The sequence below is a fragment of the Nguyenibacter vanlangensis genome, from assembly GCF_013376155.1.
GTDB lineage: Bacteria > Pseudomonadota > Alphaproteobacteria > Acetobacterales > Acetobacteraceae > Gluconacetobacter > Gluconacetobacter vanlangensis.
In genome coordinates, this window is the sequence record NZ_JABXXP010000473.1 from 1 (window position 1) to 2255 (window position 2255).

A 2255-nucleotide genomic window follows, 5' to 3' on the forward strand; every position below is an offset into this window, starting at 1 on the left:
CGGCTGGCGCGGGAACAGCGTGCGATCGCACCAGCCGGGGTAGGGGCGGCCGGGGGCGGGATCTGGGCGGTGCTGTCGGACAGGCGCGTGTTGAGCCTGAGCCTGCAATTGCTGCTGTGGAGCGTCACGGCCTATGGCTTCATCATGTGGCTGCCCGACATCATCCATCGCGGCGGCGCGCGGAGCATGGGCGGCACGGGGCTGCTGGCCGCCGGGCCCTATGCCGGGTCGGTCGTGCTGATGGTCGCGGCGTCGAACCTGTCCGACCGCTATCGGATCCGCAAGCATCTGGTCTGGCCGCTGCTGATGCTCTCGGCCGCGTTCTTTCTGGCCAGCTACCTGGCGGCGCCGGGCAGCTTCGTTGCTGCCTATCTCTGCATGGTGCTGGGCTGTGCCTGCATGCAGGCACCGCTTGGGCCGTTCTTCGCCATCGTGCCCGACATCCTGCCGCGCGAGGCGGCCGGGGTGGCCATGGGCGTAATCAACAGTGCCGGTGCGCTGGGCGGCTTCCTGGGGTCGTGGATCATCGGCGACATCCAGGCCCGGACCCACAGCCTGGGGGCGAGCTTTGCCGTCATGTCGCTGTTCATCTTCGGGGCGGCTGTGCTGATGGCGCTGTTCGACGGGCGTCCCGCGAAGGGAGGGGAGGCCGGCGGGCGGGCGGTCGGCGGAGGAGCCGCTGCGCCGGAATTCTCGCGGCCGCGCGACATCCTGCTGTCGTGAAGAAATCCCCGCAACGGATCACCGGAAATTTTCAAGGAGAGAGAAAGATGCTTTTGAAACGCTCGCAGATCAACGCCAGCATCGCGCTGGCGATGGTGACCTTTCGGGATTACGGGATCAGCCTGCCGGAATTCGCTTACTGGACCGTGGAGGATTGGATGTCCAAGGGGCCGGAGGCGGACGAGATTCGCGCATGCATGCTGGGATGGGACGTCACCGATTTCGGGCAGGGGGATTTTACCAGGATCGGCCGCACGCTGTTCACGCTGCGCAACGGGTCGATGCGTCACGAGAGCCCCAACGGGGGGTATGACAAATCCTATGCCGAGAAGCTGATCCTGGACCCCGAGGGGCAACGTTCGCCTGCGCATTTCCATCGCACCAAGATGGAGGACATCATCAACCGGGCCGGGGGGAACATCATCGTCCAACTGACGAAGGCCGGGGCGGACAACCGGCCGTCCGACGCGGCGTTCACCATCGCGGTGGACGGCGTCGCGCGGCGGATGCGGCCGGGCGATTCCGTGCGGCTGAAGCCGGGGCAGAGCGTGTGCATTCCGCCACGCACCATCCATCAATTCTGGGGCGAGGACGGTACCGGGCTGACCGTCAGCGGCGAGGTGTCGTCGCTGTGTGACGACCATGCCGATAATTGCTTCCTGGAACCGTCATCCCGTTTTCCCGAGATCGAGGAGGACGCGCCGCGGCGCCATTTCCTGTGCACCGAGTATCCGCAGGCGGTCCGGCACTGAGTGGCCGGCGAGACCCACCAATGGGCAGGGGCTGAACGCGTTATTTTGATGCGTGTTTTCGCCCGATCGGATGATTTCATCCGGTCGGGCGATGCCGGGATGCCGCATTGCCTGAGTCGGGGCCTGAGTCGGGCGCGGACATTCCGCCGGGGCGTGTTGCAGGGAACGGGTGATGTATATCGGTATCGATGCGGGTACGTCGGGGATCAAGGCCGTCCTGGTGGACGAGGCGCAGGCCGTCCTGGCGAAGCGGACCGTCGGGTTGAGCACCCGATCCCCGCATCCCGGCTGGAGCGAGCAGGACCCCGCGGATTGGTGGGGGGCGCTGCTCGACGCGGTGGACGGATTGCGGGCCGAGCAGCCGGCGGCGGTCGCCGCGGTGCGGGGGATCGGCCTGTCGGGGCAGCAGCATGGCGCCGTGCTGCTGGACGCGGCGGGGCAGGTGCTGCGGCCGTGCATCCTGTGGAACGATGTGCGCTCCAGCGCGGAATGCGACGTGTTCGAGCAGCGTTTTCCCGACAGCCGGAGCGTGTGCGGCAACATCGCCATGCCGGGATTCACGGCGCCGAAGCTGATATGGGTGGCGCGGCACGAGCCGGAGATCTTCGACGCCGTCCGGCATGTCCTGCTGCCGAAGGCGTGGCTGCGCTATCGCCTGAGCGGCGAGATGATCGAGGACATGTCCGACGCGTCCGGCACGTTGTGGCAGGATGTCGGGCGCCGCCGCTGGTCGGACGATGCGCTGGCGGCGACCGGCCTGACGCGGGCCGCGATGCCGGC

General features: G+C 67.5%; 3 protein-coding genes. All 3 read left to right on the plus strand.

The genetic code is table 11. From position 1 onward, the window contains the following. The coding region (locus HUK84_RS15430) for an MFS transporter (RefSeq protein ID WP_176641075.1) at window positions 1-723 on the plus strand (723 nt) is incomplete at its 5' end. A 47-nt stretch (window positions 724-770) separates the two neighbouring features. Continuing rightward, window positions 771-1475, plus strand: coding sequence for a D-lyxose/D-mannose family sugar isomerase (locus HUK84_RS15435; protein WP_176641076.1), 705 nt, complete (start codon window positions 771-773; stop codon window positions 1473-1475). 172 nt (window positions 1476-1647) lie between these two features. Beyond that, window positions 1648-2255 (plus strand): FGGY family carbohydrate kinase (locus tag HUK84_RS15440; protein ID WP_246285718.1); only part of this gene is annotated, 608 nt, incomplete at its 3' end.